The sequence below is a fragment of the Roseiarcus sp. genome (assembly GCF_052145395.1).
Lineage (GTDB): Bacteria > Pseudomonadota > Alphaproteobacteria > Rhizobiales > Beijerinckiaceae > Roseiarcus.
The window spans coordinates 1-3,787 of sequence record NZ_JBKQOT010000284.1 but is presented as its reverse complement, the minus strand read 5'-3'; the positions used below and the strand labels follow the sequence as shown (position 1 = coordinate 3,787).

General features: G+C 63.0%; 1 protein-coding gene and 1 pseudogene. One reads left to right on the top strand and one right to left on the bottom strand.

All coding sequences use genetic code 11. The features are described from left to right. Nucleotides 1–2,375: pseudogene (locus tag ACLP25_RS09580) on the bottom strand (ATP-binding protein); the annotation flags it as partial. Between the two features lie 260 nt (nucleotides 2,376–2,635). Between ACLP25_RS09580 and ACLP25_RS09575 the strand changes: the two are divergent. Further along, nucleotides 2,636–3,271 carry a response regulator transcription factor gene (locus tag ACLP25_RS09575; RefSeq protein WP_442468970.1) on the top strand — a complete coding sequence of 212 codons (636 nt, stop codon included), beginning with the start codon at nucleotides 2,636–2,638 and terminating at the stop codon, nucleotides 3,269–3,271. Nucleotides 3,272–3,787 lie beyond the last annotated feature (516 nt).

Below are 3,787 nucleotides of genomic sequence, written 5' to 3'. Positions count from 1 at the left end.
CAACTCGGCCAAGCGCTGTTCCGCATCTGACAGCGCTCCGGTGAGGAACTCGCATTCGGCCCGGTTGAGCTCGACATTGAAAATGAGATCGCCATGGCGCCTCCACGAGTCGTTCGGCAACAGCGCCCCGCCGGTGGCTAGATAATTCAGCGCCGATGCGTAAGCCGCCGAAGCCATGGCGCGCTTGCCCGCAATCAGGTTGAGTTCGGCGAGCTCTTCCCGTTCCGCCTGGCCGGTCATCAGCGTCGCGCCGCGGTTGAGCTGACCCACGATCTCGAAGATCGCCTCCTCCCGGTCCTCCGCGGGCGTGTGCGCGATGAGAAGCCTGCCGATCCGCAGATGGGCTTCGGCCCGCCGCTCCTCTGGGATCAGCGAATAGGCCGCCTCCTGCACCCGGTCGTGAACGAACCGGTAGGCGGAAGACCTTCGCTCGATCAGCTCGAGCCGGACCGCTTCCCATAGGGCCGCATGGACCTCGTCCTCCGAGGTTCCGCGCACGATCGCAAGGTCTGACACGTTTGCAATGTTGCCGAAGCAAGCGAACTGGCGCAGAGCTGTTTGCACTTCCTCCGACAGGCCGACGAGCCTCCCGACCATGAGGTCGACGATGTTGTCGGCGTAGCCCTTGGCCTGGATTCGCGCGAGATCCCACGACCAGCGCAGAGCCTCATGGTCGAAGGCGAGTGCTCCCTCCTCAGCGAGCGCATGAAGGAACTGCAACACGAAGAAGGGATTGCCGGCCGTCTTGGCGTGCGCCAGTCCCGCCAGCGGCGCGGCGTCCTCGGGCGTCGAACTGAGCGCGTCGGCGATTAACCGCCGGATGTCGTCCCCGCGGAGAGGTCCAAGCTTGATCTCGCTGACCTTCCCGTTGGCCTTGCGAATGGCGGAAAGCCTGCGCATCAGCGGACTCCCGTCATCGACCTCGTTGTCGCGATAGGCGCCGATTAACAGAAGATGACGCAATTTCGAGCGGGTGAGAACCTCCTCGAGGAAATCGAGCGTCGCGCCGTCGAGCCATCGCAGATCGTCGAGGAAGAGGGCCAGCGGACGCTCGGGCTTTGCGAACACTTCGACGAACCGGCGAATTACGAACTGGAACCGCCCCTTCGCCTGCTGCGGCTCGAGCTCGGGGACCGGCGGCTGCTCGCCGATGACGAGGGCGAGCTCGGGGACTAGGTCGGTCATTAGCCGACCGTTCGGAGCGAGCGCCTCCCGCAGCTCGACGCGCCAGCTCGCGAGCTCTGCGTCGCTCTTGCCGAGCAGCGACCGCACGAGGCTCTGAAAGGCCTGCGCCAGCGTCGCAGAGGGGATGTCGCGTTTCAGCTGGTCGAACTTGCCCGAGGCGAACAGGCCGCGCGGGGGAACCAGCGCCCTGTGCAGCTCGTTCACCACCGACGACTTGCCGACCCCGGAATAGCCCGAGACGAGGACGAGCTCCCGAGGGCCTCCTCCGACCACGCGATCGAAGGCCGCGAGCAGCGCTTCGACCTCGCGCTCCCGCCCGTAAAGCTTCTCGGGAATCACGAGCCGGTCAGGCGTGTCGCACTCGCCGAGCGGGAATGGATCGATGCGGCCTTCGCGCTCCCATGCGAGGAGGCAGCGCTTCAGATCGCGCTCGAGGCCGGCGGCCGTCTGGTAGCGCTCTTCGGCGGGCTTGGCGAGCAGCTTCATCACGATGTCGGACATCGGCGCCGGAATCGTCGGCGACAGCTCGGCCGGAGGCGTCGGCCCTCTCGCGATGTGGCAGTGGACCCACTCCATCGGATCGGCGGCGCTGAACGGGATAACGCCCGTGACCATCTGGTAAAACGTTACGCCGAGCGAATAGAGGTCGCTGCGAGAATCCACCGAGCGGTTCATGCGTCCGGTCTGCTCGGGCGCTATGTAGGCGAGCGTTCCTGCGATGATCTCGGGCGGGTCGGGGGCCTGCCGCTCGCGCGGCAGGCGCGAGGCGACCCCGAACCCGATGAGCCGCGCCCCGCCGTCAGCGCAGTTCACCAGGATGTTGGGACGTCCTTGTGGACGAGCCGGCGCTGGTGCGCCTTTCCCAGAGCGGACGCAATGGCGACGGCGAGGCGCAGGAAAAGGTCCGTGTCCATTGGCGCACCGAGGAGGCGCGCGAGCGACTCGCCGCCAGGGTCCTCAAACAAGAGAGCTGTCCGGCCTCCCTCGCGCACAAGGTCAAGCGGGCGCACAGCCCAGGCCGTGTGGAGTGCGTCCCTTAACCCGTATTCGTGGGCCAGCCGATTGAGGGCGGATCGCTACGGACGCTCCCCCACGGGAAAGGCGATCAGAACCGAGACAGGGCCGTCGCCGGCGTCTTGGAGCCGACCACGGCCAAGCGCAAGCTCGGGGTCCTCCCACAGAATCTGCAAATCGCTAACCCAATCCACATCGAACCTGAGCGATAGGCTCAACAGCCGGACTCCAGCCCGCGTCTATACAAGAATTTGCCGCTTAACCACACACGACGCAATCCGGTCCGTGTGGTGGTCGTAGCAGCGTCGAAAGGCGGCAGCTGCTCAATCGCGCCGGTCAAAGCCTCCACGCTCCGCGACACGCTCACGCTCGCATCTTGTCGTCTGGGACAGTTGGCCATATGATCCCCGAGAACGTTATTGGAAGTTCCGCAAGGATGCCGACAGCGCCAACGAGTGAGCCGACTATAATCATCATTGACGACGACCTGGCGATCCGAGAGGCGGTCAGCGATCTCATCCAGTCGATCGGTTTTCGGACGATCGTGATGGCTTCAGTCGACGAGTTTCGCCGTTCGGGCCGACCGAGCGGGCCAAGCTGTCTTGTTCTCGACGTTCGACTTCCCGGTCAAAGCGGTCTTGATCTGCAGCGTGAGCTCGCCGCGAGCCACATTGAACTTCCCGTCGTGTTCATTACCGGACACGGCGTTATCCCGATGTCGGTCCAAGCGATGAAGGGCGGCGCAATTGAGTTTCTGACCAAACCCTTTCGCGACCAGGATCTCCTGGACGCGGTCCAACTTGGCATCTCCCGCGACCGCGCTCGCCTCGACAGCGAGAAGTCAATGGCGGCGTTGCGCACGCGCTTTGAAACGCTGACCGCGCGGGAACGGGAGGTAATGGCCCGAGTCGTCGTTGGTCGGCTCAACAAGCAGATCGCCGGCGAACTTGGCGTCAGCGAAGTCACCGTGAAGGTTCACCGCGGTCAAGTCATGCATAAGATGAAGGCGTCTTCTCTTTCCGAATTGACCCGAATGGCGGACAAGCTCAATATTACTGGAGAGAACAAATAGATCGCGATCCCGCGTTGCCTGCGAGCGTGGTGTGCGCCCGAGACTCGTTCCGGTCTTGAGGCGAGCATGACCCGGTTATGGGGTTATGGCGGCTGTCGCGCCTGTGCCGGGGCAACGCCAAGTCGAAAGCGGCTTCCGACGAAGCCTTTCGCTCGCCTTTCGCTGCGGCTCTTTTCGGCAGCGTGGATTGCGCCATGTGGCGCCGCAGGATCAAATCACCCATCGCTCCCGCGAATCTCAAACCTTAGATCACGCATTGTCCGAAATTGACTGGCGCCGAGCCTTGGGCAGAGCGCATCCACTAATCCCATGAGGCTCTTGGAAAACTATTTTGAATGTCAATCAAATTGAGGTGGGGCATGTAGGAACGATATGACAGTTGTCAACAATATATATCGCTGTACATTGAGGGTATTTTCGGTATTGTTTTGGCTTATCGTCCCGATTCGTAGTAACAGGCATGTCCGACGATCCCCTAGACGCCATGAAAGCCCGCTGGAACCATATCCGGGGCAC